The sequence below is a fragment of the Enterobacter sp. HK-058-C-ECC genome (genome assembly GCF_047531125.1).
Lineage (GTDB): Bacteria > Pseudomonadota > Gammaproteobacteria > Enterobacterales > Enterobacteriaceae > Enterobacter > Enterobacter quasiroggenkampii.
Genome location: NZ_JBLKCH010000001.1, coordinates 557,655 through 576,634 on the forward strand (window position 1 = coordinate 557,655; position 18,980 = coordinate 576,634).

Genomic DNA, 18,980 nt, shown 5'->3' on the forward strand with positions numbered 1-18,980 from the left:
CATATGTCTGGAGGATTAGTGACAGCCGCATACATTGTTGCTGCAATCCTGTTTATTTTCAGTCTGGCGGGGCTTTCCAAACACGAAACGTCTCAGCAGGGGAATAACTTTGGTATCGCCGGGATGGCGATTGCGCTGATTGCCACCATCTTCGGGCCGGATACTGGCAACGTAGCGTGGATCCTGGTGGCGATGATCATCGGCGGTGCGATTGGTATTCGCCTGGCGAAACGCGTTGAAATGACCGAGATGCCGGAGCTGGTGGCGATTCTGCACAGCTTTGTGGGTCTGGCCGCGGTGCTGGTGGGCTTCAACAGCTACCTGTACCACACGCCGGGTCTGGAACCGATTCTGGTGAATATTCACCTGACGGAAGTGTTCCTCGGTATCTTCATCGGTGCGGTCACCTTCACCGGCTCGATTGTCGCGTTCGGCAAGCTGCGCGGGAAGATTTCCTCTAAGCCGCTGATGCTGCCAAACCGCCATAAGCTAAACCTGGCTGCGCTGGTGGTGTCGTTTGTGCTGCTGGTGGTCTTCGTGCGTACCGAAAGCGTCGGTCTGCAGGTGCTGGCGTTGCTGGTGATGACCATCATCGCGCTGGCCTTCGGCTGGCATCTGGTGGCGTCCATCGGTGGTGCGGATATGCCAGTGGTGGTCTCCATGCTGAACTCCTACTCCGGTTGGGCGGCGGCGGCGGCGGGCTTTATGCTGAGCAACGACCTGCTGATCGTTACCGGTGCGCTGGTGGGTTCTTCGGGTGCGATCCTGTCTTACATCATGTGTAAGGCGATGAACCGCTCGTTCATCAGCGTCATCGCCGGTGGCTTTGGTTCTGACGGCTCGTCTACCGGTTCCGATGAGGAAGTGGGTGAGCACCGTGAGATCAGCGCGGAAGATACCGCCGAGATGCTCAAAAACTCGCACTCGGTCATTATCACCCCGGGCTACGGCATGGCGGTGGCACAGGCGCAGTATCCGGTGGCGGAAATCACTGAGAAGCTGCGCGCGCGCGGCATCAAGGTTCGCTTTGGTATTCACCCGGTGGCGGGGCGTCTGCCAGGCCACATGAACGTGCTGCTGGCGGAGGCGAAAGTGCCTTACGACATCGTGCTGGAGATGGATGAGATCAACGATGATTTCGCCGACACCGACACCGTGCTGGTCATTGGCGCTAACGACACCGTTAACCCGGCGGCGCAGGACGATCCACGTAGCCCAATCGCCGGGATGCCGGTTCTGGAAGTGTGGAAGGCGCAGAACGTGATCGTGTTTAAACGTTCAATGAATACCGGCTATGCCGGGGTGCAGAACCCGCTGTTCTTTAAAGAGAACACTCACATGCTGTTTGGCGATGCCAAAGCCAGCGTGGATGCGATTCTGAAAGCGCTGTAAGTTGCGTTGAAACGAAAAAACCGCCGAATCCGGCGGCTTTTTTTTGCCGGGTGGCGCTAACGCTTACCCGGCCTACGGTTTTGTAGGCCCTGCAAGCGTGCGCCGCCGGGCGTTAGGGGTCAATCGTCTTCCGGATCGTCGAGCTCAACCGGCGTCTGGTACTCATCCGGCTTGATAACCAGCAGGTCGCAGCGCAGATGGTCGATCACCTGCTCGGCGGTATTGCCGAGGAAGGCGGCAGAAATACCGGTACGGCCAATGGTACCCAGCACCACAATCCCCGCCTGCAAGTGTTCAGCCAGGTCCGGGATCACCTCTTCAGGCAGCCCTTTTTCCACGTGGGTCATTTTCTCATCGATGCTGAATTTCTGGCGCAGCGCTTTCATGGCCAGCAGATGCTGACCGCGGATCGCGTCGTTGTACACGCTCGGGTCAAATTCCGGCAGTTCAATGGCGATGTTAATCGGGGTGACCGGATAGGCGCCAACCAGATGCACTTCGGTATGATTGACCTGATCGGCAAGCTGGATAGTCTCCTTCACCAGCTTCTCGTTCAGTGAATTGTGGTAATCCTCTTCGCTGGCGAGGTTTACCGCCACAACGGCTTTCCCGCCTTCAGGCCACGGCTGGTCTTTCACCATCCAGACCGGGCAAGGGCATTTACGCAGCAAATGCCAGTCGGTCGGGGTGAAGATCACGGATTCCAGCTTGTCGTGCTGGTGCGCCATCTTCAGCAGCAGATCGTGCCCACCGGCAACGACTTCCTGAATGATGGCTTCAAAAGGTCGGTTGTGCCAGACCACTTTAATATCAATGGGCACACCCGCTTCCAGGTAATACTTCGCCTGTTCGCGGATCCACGCGGTACGCTGGCTGATGACGCCCTGACGCATAGCGGTGCGCTCGTCAGGCGACAGAAGGGTGGTCATCTCATACGAGAAGTCATAGATCGGCAAAAACGCTTTGATTTTGCCACCAATCCGTTGATGTAAATACACAGCACGTCGTAATGCCGGCTGATCGTCCTGATTCGGATCGATTGCTACCAGCATGTTTTGATACTTGGCCATACAGGTCTCCTTACTACTGTCACCACAGTCTGTAATTAAAAGAGTAACCTATATATCCTGAATGAAACAGAGGGGAGGTTTTGCCAGATCAATAATTCATGAAAATTTATCAGAGGAAAAGCACCGTGGTCGTTACCGCAACAAACGCAATAAACAGCAGCACCATCACCGCTATCGCAAAGGTCGTGGAATCCTGAACGTAGGTTTTTTCCTCCCCCTTCATTGGGCCGACAAGCATGATCCAGATGAAGATAAAGGTCACGGAGGCAATCACGACTGAAACGAAAAACAAACTTTCTCTCAATTCATAACCTCAACGAGAACCTTTTGGGTGCTGTGTGGGGACGTGCTACGGTGAAAAGGTCAGATAAAGGACGGGGTGACAGGCCAGACCGCTAAATCAGGAAAATTTATCGGTCTGGCTGTATACGTATGGCGTTTACGCCACGTTGCGGGCGTGCCCGGCAAGAACGGCCAGCGCTTCACCGTTTTCGATAGTGATGTATTTACCCTTAACGGCCAGCATCCCGCTTTTCTGGAAACGACCCAGCAGACGGCTGATGGTTTCCACGGTCAGACCCAGGTAGTTACCGATATCGCCACGCGTCATGGTCAGACGGAATTCACGCGGCGAGAAGCCACGCTCGGCGAAGCGGCGGGAGAGGTTGTAGATAAACGCGGCCAGGCGCTCTTCTGCATTCTTTTTAGAAAGAAGCAGAATCATGTCCTGATCGCCTTTGATCTCACCGCTCATCAGACGCATCATCTGCTGACGCAGGTTAGGCATCTTGCCGGACAGATCGTCCAGGGTTTCAAACGGAATTTCGCAAACCATCGAGGTTTCGAGTGCCTGAGCAAAGCTCGGGTGATGGCCCGTACCGATGGCATCAAAGCCTACCAGGTCACCTGCCAGATGGAAGCCGGTGATCTGCTCATCGCCCTGTTCAGTGATGGTGTAGCTCTTGATGGTGCCAGAACGGATAGCATAGAGCGATTTCAGTTCGTCTCCCGCTTTAAACAGCGTCTGCCCTTTCTGAATAGGCTTTTTACGCTCGATGATATTATCAAGCTGATCGAGTTCATGCTCATTCAGGGTAAACGGGATACAGAGCTGGCTGATGCTGCAATCCTGGCAATGGATAGCACAACCGCCAGACTGAATGCGTCGTATAATTCGCTTTTCCGGGATCATAGGTTTGCTCAAGCCTTAATTGATATTGGTCAATTTTAACATCTTTTTGGTAAGTACGTAAGCCTGACAAACCCTCAATAAGAACAAGAGACGACAATGCGTCGCCATCTTCTTGAAATTCCACAGCTTGATTATGGATTTTTAGCCTAACCGGTAGAAAATTAAGCACAAAAAGCCTGGGAACTAGAGCAAAAGATACCCTTCGTGACGCAGTAACCACTCTTTTCGCTGCACGCCACCGGCATAGCCGGTCAGGGTACCGTTGCGGCCAATAACGCGATGGCAGGGCACCACGATGCTGACCGGATTAGAGCCGTTCGCGGCGCCTACGGCGCGTGCGGCCCCTGCGCGACCTAACTGCTCCGCGAGCTGGCCGTAATGCATCACCTGTCCGCAGGGAATGGCCCGCAGCGCCTGCCACACTTCGCGCTGAAAAGGGGTGCCTGCCGTGGCGGTGGGCAGCGTGTCGATGATGCTGAGATCGCCTTCGAAGTACGCCGCAAGCTTGTCGCTCAGTCCACCCGGATTGGTGGCGCGGATACGTTCATACCCCTGTGAGCGGTAGTGAATCGCAAGCAGTTCTTCCATGCGGTCGCTGTGCTCTTCCCACTCAACGGCGCGCAGACAAAACTGCTCGTCCGCGATCACCCACAGCGGGCCAAGCGGCGTCGCAATCTTGTCTTCGAGTAATCTCAGCATCCTCATTCCTTTAGTTCAGCCTCGGGTAAATCCCCGGTCCAATCGGCAGGCCGACAAGATACCATGCCACCAGCATCACCAGCCATACCCCTAAAAAGATAAGCGGGTAGGGTAAAACCAGCGAATAGTAGGTACCCAGTTTGGCATCGGGTTTATAGCGCTGGAGGAAGCCTAAAAACAGCGGAACAAACGGCGAAACCGGCGCCAGCGGAATGACCGAAGAGTCCGCGATGCGGAACAGGATCTGCGCGAAAGCCGGGTGGAACCCCAGCATCATAAACATCGGCACGAAGATCGGGGCCAGAATCGACCAGATGGCGGAACCGCTGGCGATAAACATGCACAGCAGGGAGGAGAGCAGCGCCAGGCCGACAAACGCCGGTACGCCGCTTAACCCGGCCGCCTCCAGCGCGTCGGTCAGGCCCACGGCCATAAACTTGCCCATGTTGCTCCAGTTAAACATCGCCACAAACTGGGCCAGCGGGAACACCATCACGATAAAGCCCGCCATCTCCTTCATCGGCTCGATCATCAGCTGCGGCAGATCGCCCTGGCGACGGATTTTACCAGTGGCGATACCGTAGGCGAGCGAGACGACAAAGAAAAAGAGGATAATCAGCGGCACGATGCCCTGGATAAACGGCGAAGGCAGGACGGTATGTTTAACCGGATCGCGCAATATGCCGTTTTCCGGTACCACCATCAGCGCCACCGCGGCAATAAACGCCAGCGAGACAATCCCCGCCACGCGCAGGCCGAAGCGCTGCTCTTTGCTCAGCGTTTCCAGCTTTTCATCACTGCGGCCTTCCCATTTACCCAGTCGCGGCTCGACGATCTTATCGGTAATCAGCCCGCCGACAATCGTCAGGACAATCACCGAGCTTGCCATAAAGTACCAGTTGTCGATCACGCTGACGTGCATGGCCGCATCAATGGTTTTCGCCGCCTCCGTGCTGATGCCCGAGAGCAACACGTCGGTGGTCACGATCAGCAGATTGGCGGTAAAGCCGCAGCCCACGCCTGCAATCGCGGACAGCAGACCCGCCACGGGATGGCGCCCGACGGCGAGGAAGATCAGCGCCCCCATCGGCGGCATGATCACCAGCGCGGCGTCGGAGGAGATATGGCTGAAGAAGGCGATAAACAGCACCATGTAGCTGGCATAGCGCGCGCTGACGTGAGAAGCCATCTTCACCATCAATGCAGGCAACAGGCCGACGCGTTCAGCCAGACCGGCGCCCAGCACCAGCGCCAGAATGGCGCCGAGCGGGGCGAATCCACTGAAGTTTTTAATCACGTTGGGTAAAAACCAGTGCAGCCCTTCAATGCTCAGCAGGTTTTTCACTGCCACCAGGCTGCCGTCGGCCGGGCTGCGCACGCTGACGTCAAAGGCGGAGAGCACGGCGGTGGCGACCATCAAAATCACAATCAAATAGATAAAAAGCAGGAAAGGGTGCGGCACTTTATTGCCGATCCTTTCAACCCAGCCATAGAGCTTACCGGATGGGGAATGCGAAGGTATGGATGACATACTCATGGGCGTTCCTCGGGACTGTTGTGTTGTTGTGTTGTGTTTTTTTATTTTAAAGGTGACGGTGTCACGCCTTGTGGGATCGGACACACGTACGGTTTTTCTTCTATTTGTTGTTCGAACTCTTCACGGCATTTTTTCAGCAGCGCGGCGTCCTGCAGCAGATTGAGCGCGGTCGCGCCCATCACTTTCCCGGCCAGCAGCATGCCTTTATGGGCAATAGAGGTTCGCCCCTGAGATACCAGTTGCCAGGTATGCAGCGGCGTGCCGACGGTAAAACAGGGGCTGAAGCACTGGGAGACCGGCATTTTCCAACTGACGTCACCCACGTCGGTTGAACCCGCCAGTACGTTGTCGGTGACGGCATAAGGCGCGACTTCATCCACCAGCAGCGTCGCCTGATGACGACGGGCAAAGGCTTTACCCGCTTCGCCACCCGTGGCGGCAATATTTTTCAGGCTGTTTTGCAAATCGTTGGGCGTCAGCGTGGCGCGGATCTCGCGGGCAAACTCTCGCTCTTCGTCGGTCCACTCCGGCGTGCCGTAGTGCTGCAGGGCGCGATACATCGCCGCCTCAAGCGTGCGGTTCGGCAGGTAGCTGGAGCAGGCTTTATCAAAGCGGCATTCGACGGTGGTTTCGGTCATCATTGCCGCGCCCTGGGCAATTTTCTCGATGCGCTCGTAGATCTGCTGCGCATCCGCCATCTCCGGGGCGCGGATCAGGTACAGCACCTCGGCCTGCGCCTGCACCACGTTGGGCGAAATCCCGCCGGTATCGGTAATGGCGTAATGGACGCGCGCTTTCTCGATGATGTGTTCGTTAAGGAAGTTGGTGCCGGTGGTCATCAGCGTCACGGCGTCCAGCGCGCTGCGTCCTAGGTGAGGGGAGTTGGCCGCGTGCGCCGCCACGCCGTGAAAACGCCACGCGGCCTGAATATTCGCCAGCGTGCTGACGTTAAACATCCCGGCAAAGGCTTCCGGGTGCCAGGTGACGGCGGCATCGACATCATCAAACAGCCCTTCGCGCACCATAAAGGTTTTCCCGGAGCCGCCTTCTTCACCGGGACAGCCGTAAAAACGCACCGTTCCGCTGCCGCCGTGCTGCTCCAGCCAGCTTTTCACCGCCACCGCACCCGCAAGCGCCGCGGTGCCTAAGAGGTTATGTCCGCAGCCGTGGCCGTTAGCCCCCGGCGTGGCGGTTTGCGCGGTCGCGCAGTGTGCCTGCTGGCTTAACCCGGCCAGCGCGTCGTACTCGCCCAGCAGGGCGATAACCGGTTTTCCGCTGCCGAAGCTGGCGATAAAGGCATTTGGAATACCGCCTGCCTCGCGGGTCAGCGTGAAGCCTTCGGCTTCCAGCTCGCTGGCCAGCCGTTCGGCGGACCAGAACTCTTCAAAGCGGGTTTCGGGGCGATCCCAGATCGCGTCGGCAATATCGGTTAACGTCCGACATCGCGTATCGATCGCATCGGCAATAAAAGCGTAGTTCTCCTGCATTACACACCTCGCGTCCACGGGAAATTCAGCGCAGTTCGCGCCAGCGTTTCGATGGCGACAGGCATCACCTGCTCATCGAAGTCGAATTTTTCGTTGTGATGTCCGGCGCTCAAATCCGTGCCAAACACCATATAGGACGCCATGCCGCCGTTCTGCTGCACGCGGGCCATCATCAGCGTGGCGTCTTCGGATCCGGCCGGGGCTTTCACCTTATCGATGGCGTGAACAACCCCGGAAACCTGGCTCGCCTGTTCGCGCAGATAATCAACCCAGGCCGGCGTCGGCGCGCTGGAGGTGGCTGCCCCCATCAGGCGCATCTCCGCGCTCACGCCGTAGAGCGCCGCCGCGCCGGTAATCACCGCCTGCGCGCGTTCAAAGACATACTGATTAATCGCTTCGCTTTCACCGCGGGTTTCAACCTTCATCAGCGCATTCGCGGGGACCACGTTGCGTCCGCTGCCCGCCTGCATCACGCCGACGTTTACCCGGGATGCGCCGTCGCTGTGCGGGGCGATGCTGTGCAGGGCGAGGGCGGCCTGCGCGGCGGCGAGCAGGGCGTTACGACCGTCCTCCGGTTTACCGCCCGCGTGTGCGGCCACGCCGGTGAAGCTCACGTCGAACTTGGTGGTGGCCATAAAGTTATCGCTGCCGCAGATTACCGTCCCGGCAGGTACGCCGGTGCCAATATGAATGGCCGTGAAATAGTCCACGTCATCCAGCGCCCCGGCGGCAACCATGGCGCGCGCGCCGCGCGTTCCTTCTTCGGCAGGCTGGAAGATCAGCTTGATGGTGCCGTTCAGCCGGGCTTCATTCTGCTTAAGCACCTGTGCCAGCCCCAGACCAATGGTGGTGTGGCCGTCGTGTGCGCAGGCGTGCATCATTCCCGGATTGCAGGAGGCAAACCCGTCGCGGAACGGGCGATGGCTGTCGTTGAGCGCTTCGCTTAAATCAAGGGCGTCCATGTCCACGCGAAACGCCAGGGTTGGGCCAGGGCGGCCGGTATTCAAGGTGGCAACAATGCCGGTAAAGCCGCCTTCAAACGGCGCCAGCCATTTCTCAGGCGCGCCTTGCGCGCGCGCGCGGGCAAATTCTCGCGCCAGGGTCGCGTCATCGGGCAGCCCCATCCGGCTTTCGGCATCGACGACGTCGCGCCCCATCGCCAGCGCGTAACCCAGCGAGTCCAGGGTCTCCGCGACTTTCGCGGCGGTACGAAACTCTACCCAGCCGGATTCCGCATAATGGTGAAAATCGCGACGCCACGCGCTCAGCTGCGGGGTTAACGTCTGGATGTACTGCGCCAGTGTGTCCATATCTGTTCCTGTCATCATTAAAATATGTGAACTGCTTCACGCTGTGATAGTTTTTACTTATCACTAACCGATATTTCACAGTTTTAACCGTTCAGGAATTACCCTCGCACATCCCTTTCCAGTAAAGTAGATGACAGTTTCTTTACTCTGATAAACAACGGTTATCGGTCGGGCTATGTCATTTCAGGTTAAATTCCATCATCTCCGGGCGTTTGTTGAAGTTGCTCGCCAGGGCAGCATTCGCGGTGCCAGCAGGACGCTGAATCTTTCCCAGCCGGCATTGACCAAATCCATCAAAGAGCTGGAGGAGGGCATGGCGGCGCAGCTTTTCGTGCGCAGGAGTAAGGGCGTCGCGTTGACCGAATGCGGCGAGGGCTTTTACCAGCGCGCCCGGCTAATTCTGGAAGAGCTGCGCGCGGCGCAGGATGATATTCGTCAGCGGCAGGGGGAACAGGCCGGGCAGATCAACATCGGGATGGGGGCCAGCGTTTCGCGCAGCCTGATGCCCGCCGTCATCACCCGCTTTCATGCCCAACATCCGCAGGTCAAAGTGCGGATAATGGAAGGACAGCTGGTGTCGATGATTAACGAATTACGGCAGGGCGAACTGGACTTCACCATCAACACCTATTATCAGGGACCTTACGACCAGGAATTTACGTTTGAAAAACTCTTCGAGAAGCCGTTTGCGGTATTTTGTCGCGAAGGGCATCCGGCAACAGGGGCAACGTCAATTAATGAACTTCTGCATTATAACTGGACAATGCCGACGCCGCGGGGAAGTTATTATAAGCAGTTAGAAGAGGTATTTAGCCATCGCTCGCAAATACCGCGAATTGGTGTGGTCTGTGAAACCTTTTCCTCCTGTATTAGCCTGGTCGCGCAAAGTGATTTTCTAAGCATATTGCCGCAGGAGTTAGGCTGTGACCCGCTGCTGGCGCACCGTCTGGTCATGCTGCCGGTTGTCGAATCGCTTCCAAAAGCAGCATATTATTTAATTCAGCGCCGTGATTCACGTCAGACGCCCCTGGCTGAGTCATTAATTACGCAATTCAGGCGGGAAGCGAGGAAAATAATCGTGGCGTGAACGTGAGATAATAAAAAAAACAGGATCTGCCCGACATCAGACAGATCCTCCAGTACACACAGCAGTGCGTCCTTTCGCCAATCCTGAGTATTATATCCATGAAGCAGGTATATTTAGGTATAACACCTTTCCCGCAAAATGAAAGGATATTGAGTGTTTGATTTTACGAAAATTTAACACAAATCACTTATTTCATCTTTGCTGAAATTTTAGTTAAGTCATATTTAACTTTATTTTATAAATACTATATATATTCATCAGGTTAATATTTGTTGCGCACGACGGCCTGTAACGGTGATTGAGGCCTGTCTCGGGCGCAGGTATAGTACCGTCCTCAGTTGTAGCCGGAGGATATCCATGAACCCTGACGACAAATCCTTTTTTCTTGACGCCATGGAAGATGTCCAGCCGCTGAAGCGTGGCCCGGATATTCACTGGCAGCCCAGCCGCAATACGCGGACGCGCCAGGAGGTGGATAGTGAACAGCTGGATAACTTCCTGACGCTGGATTTTCTAGACCTTCTTCCCCTGGAAGAACCGCTGGTGTTCCAGCGCGAAGGGGTGCAGCAGGGCGTTATCGATAAGCTGCGCTCGGGTAAATATGCCCGCCAGGCCAGTTTAAACCTCCTGCGCCAGCCTGCCGAACGCTGCCGTCAGATGCTCTATTCTTTTATCTGCCAGGCCAGACGTGACGGGTTACGTAACCTGATTATCATTCACGGGAAAGGGCGGGAGCAGAACTCACATCCTAATGTGGTGCGCAGCTATCTGGCGCGCTGGTTAACCGAGTTCGAGGATGTACAGGCCTTCTGCGTGGCGCTGCCGCATCACGGGGGCAGCGGGGCCTGCTACGTTTCACTGCGTAAATCCGATGAAGCAAAACAGGATAACTGGGAGCGGCACGCCAAGCGCAGCCGCTAGCGGGCGATATTCTCGCCCGCCTGAAACTCAGAAGGTTTCCCAGTTGCTGTCGGTGGCGGCGTTTGCGGTTGCCGGGCGCAACAGCTGGGGCGTCTTCACGCTGGCCGGGCGCGGGGTGACCGCTTTTTCTTTTCCGTTCAGACGGAACGCGGCTACCGCCTGGCGCAGTTGTTCGGACTGATCTTCCAGCGCCGCTGCCGCCGTGGCGGACTCCTGCACCAGCGCGGCGTTTTGCTGCGTCACGCTGTCCATCTGCGAAACGGCCAGGCTCACCTGCTCAATGCCGCGGCTCTGCTCGTCAGAGGCAGAGGAAATCTCGCCCATGATATCGGTCACGCGGGTAACGGCGGCGACGATTTCCTTCATGGTGGTGCCGGCCTCGCTAACCTGCTCAGAACCGGTATTCACCCGGCTGACGGAGTTCTCGATAAGCCCTTTGATCTCTTTCGCCGCCTGCGCGCTGCGGCTCGCCAGCGTACGGACCTCGCCTGCGACAACCGCAAAGCCACGCCCCTGTTCCCCGGCGCGTGCCGCTTCCACCGCGGCGTTAAGCGCCAGAATGTTCGTCTGGAACGCAATGCTGTCGATCACGCTGGTAATATGCGCAATTTGTTGCGAACTGTCGGCGATTTCGTTCATGGTGCGAACCACGTTATCCACGACGTGGCCGCCGCGCGCGGCCGTTTCAGAGGCGTTTTTCGCCAGCAGCGTGGCCTGACGGGCGTTATCGGAGTTCTGTTTAACCGTCGCGGTCAGCTCTTCCATGCTGGCGGCGGTCTCTTCGAGCGAGGCGGCCTGCTGCTCGGTGCGGGCGGAAAGATCGTTACTTCCTGCGGCAATTTCGCCTGCGCCGGTGTAGATGGAATCGGTGCTTCCGCGCACGGCGCTGACGGTGGTTACCAGCGACTGCTGCATTTCATGCAGGCCTGCGGCCAGTTGACCCATCTCATTGCGGCCCGAGATAGCGATATCCTGCGTCAGGTCGCCCCCTGCAATGGCGCGAATATGGTTCATAATGGAGTGGAGTGGTTTTAACAGCAGGTGCTGTAAACCCTGCCAGATGACCACCAGAACCGCGATAACGGCCAGCAGAATTGCCGCCAGCGTCCACTGCATCTGCGTAAAGCTGCTCTGGTTCTCTTCGGTTGCGGCCTTCAGCTGGGTGTTGTTTTCGGCGCGCCAGCGGTTATAGACCGCTTCCATATCGTCCTGCGCCTGCTGCGCGTCCAGATCGCCATAGGCCTGATAGTTATCGGCGCGCAGATACTCAATCGATAAACGCATGACTTAGTGCATCTGGTTCCAGGATTTCTGCATCTCGTCGGTCAATGCCGCCTCCTGGCCCTTAACCTGCGGCAGTTTCTGCCACTCTTTGTTATAGACTTCGGCTTTTGCCAGCGAGTCGCTTGCGGTGCCCAGCAGTTTATTGATCGCCGCAAGGGAAGCCGGGTCACGCTGGTTTTTCAGGTAGCGGATCGCCACGCGGGTGACGGTGACGCGCGTTTTCACCAGCGTGTTCACGCTGTCGCTCAGGCTTTCCTGCTGGGCGTTGAGCACGCCGGAGTTCTGGAAGTTATGGCGATCGTTGCTGACGGCAGAGTAGAACAACCCTCCCGTGACAACTTGCAGCAGACAGAATATGGTGAGGGCAAAGATAATACCGGTAATCACGTGCAGATTTTTCAGCATAGCGGTCGTCCGTTAGAGAAGATGCAGGGTTACTTCATTACTATCGTCGTAGAGAATGTAAACTTTAATTAACTCGCGCTTAACTAAAGGCTCCCAGAGGGAACCTGTTGTAAATCCGGATCATTTTTATGAGGAAGGTCAACATGAGCAGCATTGATAAAAGCGGGACATACGCGCTTGGGACGCGGACGGTGAAACGGTTGGGCTACGGCGCGATGCAGCTGGCCGGGCCGGGCGTCTTTGGGCCGCCGAAGGATAAGCAGGCCGCGCTGGAGGTGTTACGCGAGGCCGTGGCGGCGGGGGTAAACCACATTGATACCAGTGATTTTTATGGCCCTCATGTCACCAACCAGCTGATCCGCGAGGCGCTTCATCCTTATCGGGACGATCTGACGATCGTCACCAAGATTGGTGCCCGTCGCAACGACAAAGGCGCCTGGCTGCCGGCCTTTTCCGCGCAGGAGCTGACGCAGGCGGTGCATGACAACCTGCGTAATCTGCAGCTGGACGTGCTGGACGTGGTGAACCTGCGGATCATGTTTAGCGCGCACGGGCCAGCGGAAGGGTCGATTGCTGAACCGCTCTCCACCCTGGCAGAATTACAGCAGCAGGGACTGGTGCGGCATATTGGCCTGAGCAACGTCACGGCCACCCAGGTCGCGGAAGCGCAGAAGATGGTGCCGGTGGTGTGCGTGCAGAACATGTACAACATTGTGAACCGGGGTGATGATGCGCTGGTGGATCTGCTCGCGCAGCAGGGGATCGCGTATGTGCCGTTCTTCCCACTGGGCGGCTTTACGCCGCTGCAATCGTCCGGGCTGAAGGCTGTGGCGGATTCACTGGGCGTCACGGCAATGCAGGTTGCGCTGGCATGGCTGCTGCAGCGTTCTCCGAATATCCTGCTGATCCCGGGCACCTCTTCCGTGGCGCATCTGCGGCAAAACCTCGCGGCGGGGGAACTGCAGTTGCCGCCTGACGCACTGGAAACATTGAATACGCTGATGGACTGATCGTCACAGGCACAAAGCCCGACATGCGCTTCCGGGCTTTGCGCGTTTTAAATCTTCTGACACTTCAACGCGTTTGGGTTCGCTTCCGGAAATGACCTTGATCCCTGGCCATAATCCGTAATACTGTATTTATATACAGTATCTGGCGAGAAAGGCATTATGGACACTCTCTTTTCTTATCATCCAAATCAATCTATTGAATTACCGTTGTTTGCAGAGCGTGTAGCCTGTGGTTTCCCCAGTCCGGCTCAGGATTATGTGGAGGATCGTCTCGATCTTAACCGGCTGGCAGTAAGACATCCCAGTGCGACCTATTTTATCAAGGTGAGTGGAGACTCCATGATTGGCGCGGGGATTGGCGACGGCGATCTGCTGGTAGTTGATCGCTCGTTAAATGCCGAACATGGGGATATCGTCGTGGCGTCGGTCGCCGGTGAGTTTACGGTGAAGGAGCTACAGACGCGCCCGGCTCTGAGACTTCTGCCGCATAATGCCCGCTATCAGCCGATTACCTTTCATTCCGAAGAGGAACTGCAGATCTTCGGCGTCGTCACCCACACGCTCAAAACGCATAAACATGTTCGCGCTGGTTGATGTGAACAGCTTCTATGCCTCCTGCGAGAAGGTATTCCGCCCCGATCTGGAGGGGAAGCCCATCGTGGTGGTGTCCAACAACGACGGCTGCATTATTTCACTGTCGCGGGAGGCAAAGCAGTTCGGCATAAAAATGGGTGAGCCCTATTTTAAATTCAAAGAAAAACGGTTTCCGGAACGGGTTTACGTCTTCAGTTCAAACTATGCGTTGTATGCCGACCTCAGCAGTCGGGTGATGCAGACGCTGACCGATCTCGCTCCGGCCATAGAAATTTACTCGATCGACGAGGCGTTCGTGAACGTTTCAGGGATCGGTAACTGCCTTGCACTGGAAGTGTTCGGACACCAGATGCGCACGCAGGTCTTTAAAAATACGGGCTTAACCGTTGGCGTCGGCATTGCCCCGACAAAAACGCTGGCGAAGCTGGCCAACTATGCGGCGAAACGCTGGGCCAGTACCGGCGGCGTGGTCGATCTGTCGGGCCGCGAGCGGCAGCGTAAACTGCTGGCAAAGGTTCCGGTAGAGGAGGTATGGGGCGTAGGGCGGCGCATCACGAAAAAACTGAATGCGATGGGGATTACCACGGCGCTGGAGCTGGCGGAGGCCTCCTCGTGGGTCATTCGCAAACATTTTAACGTGGTGCTGGAGCGTACGGCGCGCGAGCTTCGCGGCGAGCCCTGTCTTGACCTGGAAGAGTACACCCCCACGAAGCAGCAAATCATCTGTAGCCGTTCGTTTGGTCATCGCATTACGCAATATGAAGAGATGCACCAGGCGATTTGCGCCTACGCGGAACGCGCCGCAGAGAAACTGCGCGGCGAGCATCAATACTGTCGTTTTATCAGCGTGTTTGTGCGCACCAGCCCGCATGCGGACAACGAAATTTATTACGGTAATCAGGCTTCGGTCACCCTGATGACGCCCACCAATGACTCGCGGGATATCATCCGTGCCGCCACGGAGGCGCTGGGGCGGATATGGCTCGACGGGTATCGCTATATGAAGGCCGGGGTCATGCTGGCGGACTTTTTCAGCAGCGGTGTCGCTCAGCTTAATCTGTTTGACGACAATCGCCTGCGCGCCAACAGCGCGGCGCTGATGGAGATGATCGACAGCGTCAATCACTCCGGCAAAGGGAAGATATGGTTCGCCGGGCAGGGGATTGAGAAACCGTGGGCGATGAAGCGAGAGATGTTGTCACCGGCCTATACGACGCGGTACGCGGATTTACCGGTGGCGAGGTAAAAGGCGGTTATTTTGTGGCGTTGTGGGTCGCGATCTCAGGCAGTAATTGCTCAATCACGTTGACAACCTTTCTGACGCGCTGCGGAATAAAGCGGGCATCAGGATAAACGGCATAGAGGAAGCGATCGGGTAACCGCCAGTCGGGCAGCACCGGTACCAGCGTGCCCGCCTGCAGAGCCCTGGCCACGAGCGGTCGCTGCATGCCGCCGATACCGATGCCGGATTCCAGCGCCTGCAGCAGCGCCTCACTGGTGTTGGCACGGAAAACGGTATTCACGTTGACCTCGACCGTTTCCTCGTCAGACATCAGGCGCAGGGGAGCATCCGGCGGAATGCCGCTGAACCGTACGTGTGGCAGCGTCGCCAGTTCGCTGACCGCGTGTACCGCCTGAAAACCGGGAGCGGCAAACAGTGCAGCTTCAATCCGTCCCAGCACGCGAGCCGCGTGCGCCTGCGGAGGCTCGCTGCTCAGCCGTATCGCGACATCCACGCCCTCCGCCACCAGATCGGCAAGGCGGTCATCCAGGGAAAGCATCAGCTGCAGCTCGGGATGCAGGCGCTGTAACGCCAGCAGATGCGGCAAAATGATCTGCCCCAGGCCGCTCGGCAACTGGACATGGACGCGTCCCTGAACGCTATGATCGACAGGATGTAAACGCCTCTCCGCTTCCCCCATGGCGTCCAGCACGAGCTGCATATCGCGCCGGTAGCGTTCCCCTTGTTCGGTCAGCTTCATCGTACGCGTCGTACGGTGCAGCAGTACCACACCCAGCGATTCCTCAAGCGCCGCGATCTGTTGACTGACGGCGGACTGCTTAATACCGGTCTGACGGGCAGCCGCTGAAAACGAGCCCGCTTCAGCGACGCGCAGAAAAGTAGAAATGGCATTGAGCTTATTATTCATTTAATGATTTTGCTTATAAGTGCCATCGGTTTCATGGGATATCTCCAGAAAAAATAATATATCACACTGCGTCTGTCACCCTTTCCGGAGAAATACCATGAATAATAGGCAGCAACACAACGTCGCCCTGGTCGCGGGCGCCAGCGGCATTGTCGGCAGACAGATGATCAACACGCTCCTGCACCATCAGTGGCAGGTGATCGGCCTTAGCCGCCATGCCGGGTCGCATCCTGACGGCATTCCGATGGTCAAGATCGATTTACTGGATGAAAAGGACAGCGCCCGGGCGCTGCGCTCCCTGGACGGTACCACCCATCTCTTTTACAGCGCCTGGGCGAACGCGGCGAACTGGGAAGACATGGTTGAGCCGAACGTCACCATGCTGCGTAATCTGGTCAGCATCCTCGAAAAAACGGCACCTTTGCAGACGGTAAGCCTGATGCAGGGGTACAAGGTCTACGGCGCGCATCTGGGGCCGTTTAAAACCCCGGCGCGCGAAAGCGATCCCGGCGTACCGGGTGCCGAATTTAACGCCGCGCAGCTTGCGTGGCTCAGCCAGTTTCAGCGGGGAAAGCGCTGGCACTGGAATGCCATCAGGCCGGGCGTGGTAGGGAGTGCGGTACCGGGCAATGCCATGAACCTTGCGCTGAGCATTGCCCTGTACGCCTCCCTGTGTAAGGCGCTGGGTTTACCGTTGCGTTTTCCCGGTTCGGAACAGACCTGGCACAGTATCGTTGACCATACCGACGCCGGGCTGCTGGCCGACGCCACTCTGTGGGCCGCCGCGTCACCTGCGGCACAGAATCAGGCGTTCAACGTGAATAATGGCGATATCTGGCGCTGGAGCGAGCTCTGGCCGCGCATCGCACGCTGGTTTGACCTGGACTCTGCACCGCCGGTGAGGTTGTCATTTCATCAGCTGTTTACGGACTATCGCGGCGTATGGCGCGAGCTTGCCGGAGAGCGGCTGGTGGAAGCGGATATTCTGCAGCTGAGCGACGGGCGGTTTGCCGATTTTGTCTTTAGCTGGAACTACGACATGTTTGGTGACGGGAGCAAGCTGCGCAGGGCGGGCTTTACGCAAATGCAGGCGACGGATGAGATGTTTTTCCACCTGTTCGCGCAGTTGAGAGCCGCGCGGATTATTCCCTGACCGTAAGGGTTGTTGTCATCAACGATCGGCGCGTTATACTCACGCGTTAAAATGAATGTATTGTGGGGCAGGGATATGCACGAAAGTCTAAAAATGATATCAGTTGCTCTGCCCCTCATTGCGCTTCTCATTCTGTTAAGCTTTTTGGTCAGACGCATTCGCCAGGCAAAACGTATCATTTCAGACCGTAACGGGATGAAAAAAATATCTGCCAATCCCTCAATATTTGGCGGGAATGGAGGTACAACCTGGTTTTATGATGACCAGTTTTTATATGAAGTTAAAAACAACGCCACCCGTAAAATTGCACTGGCTAACATCATTAAAATCAGACCGGGGAATACCGAGATAAATAGCAGACGGGTCTGGATTGTTATTTACCGCGACGGTGTTAATGAAAAGCAGGTGCAGTTTTATAACAATCTCACCCTCTGGAATCATAACTTCACGGCTTTTCTGATAGCGGTAAAACGTGCCAATCCTGACGCTGTGGTTAAAGAACGCGCAATCCTCAATGTGTGAAAAAGAACCGCAGACGCTTTGCGGACGCCGCACGCGGGCAGCGCCCATAGCATCAGGGTTAAGGGCTTACTCAACCGTTAACGCATCGACAACCTCGGCCACGCTTTTCACGCTGTGGATATTCCCGATCCCCGTGCCGAGCGCGATATAGCCTTCATCGGTATTATTTTCCAGCATGCCCAGGCGCAGGCCCCGTAATCCGCCCATCGCCTTGCCCAGCGCTTCGTTGCTTGCGCCCGCTTTATCCATCGCCGCCAGTTTTTCCGCCAGCTTGCCGGGAAGAGAACGATAGTAGTGGGGGACGGTACGGAAAAGCAGCAGGTCCAGGCCGTTGGCGGCAACAATTTTCTCTTTGACCCCCTGCGGCACGCGGCTTTCTTCGGTACTGATAAACACCGAACCGGCAAACACGCCTTCCGCCCCCAATGCATGCGCCGCTCTGGCGGTGCGATTATCGGTAATACCGCCCGCGGCCATCACCGGGACGTGCTTCACGGCGTCGGCAATCAGCGGCACGATGGAAAAGGTACCCAGCGCCGTCGCGGGTAGCGTCCCACCCTCGTCAAAACCGGTGGCGACGATGATGTCTGCCCCCATCTCTTCAGCCAGAAGGGTGTTTTCCGGCGTGGGATTGATGTCGCGGTAGATAATGGCAATACCCGCCTCTTTTAACTCACTAAACAGCGCGGGAATAATGCTGCCTTCCCCATAGCCCGTATACACCACGGCCCTGACGCCTTCCTCTTTTACCACCTTAAGAATTGGCCCGGTCCAGACGTCATTAACGGCGGTGGGGATCAGGTTGACGCCGAAGGGTTTTTCGGTCAGCCGTTTGGTTTTCCGAATTTCTTCCCGCATTTTTTCGGCGGTTGCTTCCGGCGTGGAGACCGCGGTATCGGCGGTTAACCCTGCGTTGGGACCCAGCACACCGAGTCCTCCGGCATTGCTGACCGCGGCCACTAAACGGGCATCAGTAAGCCAGGATAACGGTCCCTGAATAACGGGCTTTTCGATACCCAGGATCTGACAGATACGGTTATTTTTCATAGCAGACTCTCCCTTACGTTTGAATGAGGGAGAGTGTAGAGAGTAAGATTGTTAGGAAAAATAGCCAGAAATATTCATCACTGTTATAAAATCAATAACAATCATTTTCTCCCGCTCGCG

At 56.7% G+C, this 18,980-nt stretch carries 17 protein-coding genes and 1 pseudogene; 8 read left to right on the forward strand and 10 right to left on the reverse strand.

The window, feature by feature from the left end:
* Nucleotides 1-3: 3 nt before the first annotated feature.
* Nucleotides 4-1,392, forward strand: a complete 1,389-nt coding sequence (gene pntB / locus ACMWJS_RS02755) for a Re/Si-specific NAD(P)(+) transhydrogenase subunit beta (RefSeq protein WP_021241158.1) — start codon at nt 4-6, stop codon at nt 1,390-1,392.
* A 119-nt stretch (nt 1,393-1,511) separates the two neighbouring features.
* Here the strand turns inward: pntB and uspE are convergent, their stop codons facing one another.
* From uspE to ACMWJS_RS02790, 7 genes are all read right to left on the reverse strand, one after another.
* Nucleotides 1,512-2,462, reverse strand: coding sequence for a universal stress protein UspE (uspE, locus tag ACMWJS_RS02760; protein ID WP_032640084.1), 951 nt, complete (start codon nt 2,460-2,462; stop codon nt 1,512-1,514).
* Nucleotides 2,463-2,571: 109 nt separating this feature from the next.
* Complete coding sequence (locus tag ACMWJS_RS02765; RefSeq protein WP_044596726.1) at nt 2,572-2,766, reverse strand: hypothetical protein; 195 nt, start codon at nt 2,764-2,766, stop codon at nt 2,572-2,574.
* 135 nt (nt 2,767-2,901) lie between these two features.
* The gene (gene fnr / locus ACMWJS_RS02770) at nt 2,902-3,654 is read right to left on the reverse strand and encodes a fumarate/nitrate reduction transcriptional regulator Fnr (RefSeq protein WP_006174991.1); all 753 of its coding nucleotides are present in this window, start codon (nt 3,652-3,654) and stop codon (nt 2,902-2,904) included.
* A gap of 183 nt (nt 3,655-3,837) precedes the next feature.
* Nucleotides 3,838-4,353 carry a methylated-DNA--[protein]-cysteine S-methyltransferase gene (ogt, locus tag ACMWJS_RS02775; protein WP_048222832.1) on the reverse strand — a complete coding sequence of 172 codons (516 nt, stop codon included), beginning with the start codon at nt 4,351-4,353 and terminating at the stop codon, nt 3,838-3,840.
* A 10-nt stretch (nt 4,354-4,363) separates the two neighbouring features.
* Nucleotides 4,364-5,890 carry a p-aminobenzoyl-glutamate transporter gene (gene abgT, locus ACMWJS_RS02780; RefSeq protein WP_414746546.1) on the reverse strand — a complete coding sequence of 509 codons (1,527 nt, stop codon included), beginning with the start codon at nt 5,888-5,890 and terminating at the stop codon, nt 4,364-4,366.
* Nucleotides 5,891-5,931: 41 nt separating this feature from the next.
* A complete protein-coding gene (locus ACMWJS_RS02785; protein ID WP_414746547.1) occupies nt 5,932-7,377 on the reverse strand; it encodes a M20 family metallopeptidase in 1,446 nt (481 codons plus the stop codon).
* Nucleotides 7,377-8,687, reverse strand: a complete 1,311-nt coding sequence (locus ACMWJS_RS02790; protein WP_229225753.1) for a M20 family metallo-hydrolase — start codon at nt 8,685-8,687, stop codon at nt 7,377-7,379. Before ACMWJS_RS02790 ends, ACMWJS_RS02785 begins: the two co-directional genes overlap by 1 nt.
* A gap of 175 nt (nt 8,688-8,862) precedes the next feature.
* Between ACMWJS_RS02790 and ACMWJS_RS02795 the strand changes: the two genes are divergently transcribed.
* Entirely contained in the window at nt 8,863-9,774 is a 912-nt protein-coding gene (locus ACMWJS_RS02795; protein WP_023292606.1) for a LysR family transcriptional regulator, read from the forward strand.
* Nucleotides 9,775-10,131: 357 nt separating this feature from the next.
* The gene (gene smrA / locus ACMWJS_RS02800; RefSeq protein WP_414746548.1) at nt 10,132-10,695 is read left to right on the forward strand and encodes a DNA endonuclease SmrA; all 564 of its coding nucleotides are present in this window, start codon (nt 10,132-10,134) and stop codon (nt 10,693-10,695) included.
* 27 nt (nt 10,696-10,722) lie between these two features.
* On the opposite strand, the pseudogene tcp reads toward smrA, so the two are convergent.
* Nucleotides 10,723-12,384 (reverse strand): annotated as a pseudogene (gene tcp / locus ACMWJS_RS02805) (methyl-accepting chemotaxis citrate transducer).
* Nucleotides 12,385-12,527: 143 nt separating this feature from the next.
* On the opposite strand from tcp, the gene ACMWJS_RS02810 reads away from it, so the two are divergent.
* The 3 genes from ACMWJS_RS02810 (at nt 12,528) to umuC (ending at nt 15,234) form a co-directional block, all read left to right on the forward strand.
* Nucleotides 12,528-13,394, forward strand: coding sequence for an aldo/keto reductase family oxidoreductase (locus ACMWJS_RS02810; RefSeq protein WP_196346210.1), 867 nt, complete (start codon nt 12,528-12,530; stop codon nt 13,392-13,394).
* A 159-nt stretch (nt 13,395-13,553) separates the two neighbouring features.
* Nucleotides 13,554-13,988: a translesion error-prone DNA polymerase V autoproteolytic subunit gene (gene umuD, locus ACMWJS_RS02815; protein WP_196346211.1), complete on the forward strand. Its 435-nt coding sequence runs from the start codon at nt 13,554-13,556 to the stop codon at nt 13,986-13,988.
* Nucleotides 13,972-15,234 (forward strand): translesion error-prone DNA polymerase V subunit UmuC, encoded by a 1,263-nt coding sequence (gene umuC, locus ACMWJS_RS02820; protein WP_414746549.1) that lies wholly within the window; start codon nt 13,972-13,974, stop codon nt 15,232-15,234. Before umuD ends, umuC begins: the two co-directional genes overlap by 17 nt.
* 7 nt (nt 15,235-15,241) lie before the next feature.
* Here the strand turns inward: umuC and ACMWJS_RS02825 are convergent, their stop codons facing one another.
* On the reverse strand, nt 15,242-16,138 hold the full coding sequence (locus ACMWJS_RS02825) for a LysR family transcriptional regulator (protein WP_045910359.1): 897 nt from the start codon (nt 16,136-16,138) through the stop codon (nt 15,242-15,244).
* A 97-nt stretch (nt 16,139-16,235) separates the two neighbouring features.
* On the opposite strand from ACMWJS_RS02825, the gene ACMWJS_RS02830 reads away from it, so the two are divergent.
* The gene (locus ACMWJS_RS02830) at nt 16,236-17,291 is read left to right on the forward strand and encodes an SDR family oxidoreductase (RefSeq protein WP_232928812.1); all 1,056 of its coding nucleotides are present in this window, start codon (nt 16,236-16,238) and stop codon (nt 17,289-17,291) included.
* Nucleotides 17,292-17,366: 75 nt separating this feature from the next.
* The gene (locus tag ACMWJS_RS02835; RefSeq protein ID WP_414746550.1) at nt 17,367-17,813 is read left to right on the forward strand and encodes a hypothetical protein; all 447 of its coding nucleotides are present in this window, start codon (nt 17,367-17,369) and stop codon (nt 17,811-17,813) included.
* Between the two features lie 66 nt (nt 17,814-17,879).
* Here the strand turns inward: ACMWJS_RS02835 and ACMWJS_RS02840 are convergent, their stop codons facing one another.
* Nucleotides 17,880-18,860: an NAD(P)H-dependent flavin oxidoreductase gene (locus ACMWJS_RS02840; RefSeq protein WP_248221253.1), complete on the reverse strand. Its 981-nt coding sequence runs from the start codon at nt 18,858-18,860 to the stop codon at nt 17,880-17,882.
* Between the last annotated feature and the right edge of the window lie 120 nt (nt 18,861-18,980).

What these genes read in the sequence shown, in the direction of transcription:
- ACMWJS_RS02835 (WP_414746550.1), top strand. Translation starts at nt 17,367, where the DNA reads ATGCACGAAAGTCTAAAAATGATATCAGTTGCTCTGCCCCTCATTGCG.
- fnr (WP_006174991.1), bottom strand. Translation starts at nt 3,654, where the DNA reads ATGATCCCGGAAAAGCGAATTATACGACGCATTCAGTCTGGCGGTTGT.
- ACMWJS_RS02810 (WP_196346210.1), top strand. Translation starts at nt 12,528, where the DNA reads ATGAGCAGCATTGATAAAAGCGGGACATACGCGCTTGGGACGCGGACG.
- abgT (WP_414746546.1), bottom strand. Translation starts at nt 5,890, where the DNA reads ATGAGTATGTCATCCATACCTTCGCATTCCCCATCCGGTAAGCTCTAT.
- ogt (WP_048222832.1), bottom strand. Translation starts at nt 4,353, where the DNA reads ATGCTGAGATTACTCGAAGACAAGATTGCGACGCCGCTTGGCCCGCTG.
- ACMWJS_RS02825 (WP_045910359.1), bottom strand. Translation starts at nt 16,138, where the DNA reads ATGAATAATAAGCTCAATGCCATTTCTACTTTTCTGCGCGTCGCTGAA.
- umuC (WP_414746549.1), top strand. Translation starts at nt 13,972, where the DNA reads ATGTTCGCGCTGGTTGATGTGAACAGCTTCTATGCCTCCTGCGAGAAG.
- ACMWJS_RS02830 (WP_232928812.1), top strand. Translation starts at nt 16,236, where the DNA reads ATGAATAATAGGCAGCAACACAACGTCGCCCTGGTCGCGGGCGCCAGC.
- ACMWJS_RS02785 (WP_414746547.1), bottom strand. Translation starts at nt 7,377, where the DNA reads ATGCAGGAGAACTACGCTTTTATTGCCGATGCGATCGATACGCGATGT.
- umuD (WP_196346211.1), top strand. Translation starts at nt 13,554, where the DNA reads ATGGACACTCTCTTTTCTTATCATCCAAATCAATCTATTGAATTACCG.
- ACMWJS_RS02840 (WP_248221253.1), bottom strand. Translation starts at nt 18,860, where the DNA reads ATGAAAAATAACCGTATCTGTCAGATCCTGGGTATCGAAAAGCCCGTT.
- pntB (WP_021241158.1), top strand. Translation starts at nt 4, where the DNA reads ATGTCTGGAGGATTAGTGACAGCCGCATACATTGTTGCTGCAATCCTG.
- uspE (WP_032640084.1), bottom strand. Translation starts at nt 2,462, where the DNA reads ATGGCCAAGTATCAAAACATGCTGGTAGCAATCGATCCGAATCAGGAC.
- ACMWJS_RS02795 (WP_023292606.1), top strand. Translation starts at nt 8,863, where the DNA reads ATGTCATTTCAGGTTAAATTCCATCATCTCCGGGCGTTTGTTGAAGTT.
- ACMWJS_RS02790 (WP_229225753.1), bottom strand. Translation starts at nt 8,687, where the DNA reads ATGGACACACTGGCGCAGTACATCCAGACGTTAACCCCGCAGCTGAGC.
- smrA (WP_414746548.1), top strand. Translation starts at nt 10,132, where the DNA reads ATGAACCCTGACGACAAATCCTTTTTTCTTGACGCCATGGAAGATGTC.